The 441-nt window shown below is 42.6% G+C and carries 1 protein-coding gene; it reads left to right on the top strand.

Translation table 11 applies throughout. The features are described 5' to 3' along the window. A partial coding sequence (locus LIR34_RS18195) for an RNA-guided endonuclease InsQ/TnpB family protein (protein WP_173903427.1) occupies positions 1-441 on the top strand: 441 nt, incomplete at both ends.

Here is a 441-nt window from a genome sequence, read left to right as displayed (position 1 = left end):
TGAAATCTGTGACAGTCAGCAGGGAGCCATCCGGAAAATATTTTGCCAGTCTTTTGTTTTGCTGTGAAAACCAAACAGCAGAAAAAAGACCGGCAGAAAAATTTATTGGGATCGATTTTGCGATGCAGGGAATGTGTGTGTTTTCTACCGGTAAAAGAGCTGAATATCCGATGTTCTATCGAAATACAGAGAAAAAGCTTGCGCGGGAACAGAGAAAGCTGTCCAGATGTCAGAAAGGCAGTCAGAATTATAAGAAACAGAAGAAAAGAGTTGCACTGTGCCATGAAAAGATCCGAAATCAGAGAAAAGACTTTCAACATAAACTCAGTGCCAGTCTTGCCGAGAGCTACGATGCAGTATGCGTGGAAGATCTGAATCTGAAAGGGATGGCAGGAGGACTTCATCTTGGAAAAGGCGTACATGATAATGGATATGGCCTGT

Source organism: Blautia sp. MSK17_66, from assembly GCF_020538025.1.
Taxonomy (GTDB): domain Bacteria; phylum Bacillota; class Clostridia; order Lachnospirales; family Lachnospiraceae; genus Blautia_A.
This window is presented reverse-complemented; position numbering and strand designations above follow the sequence as displayed.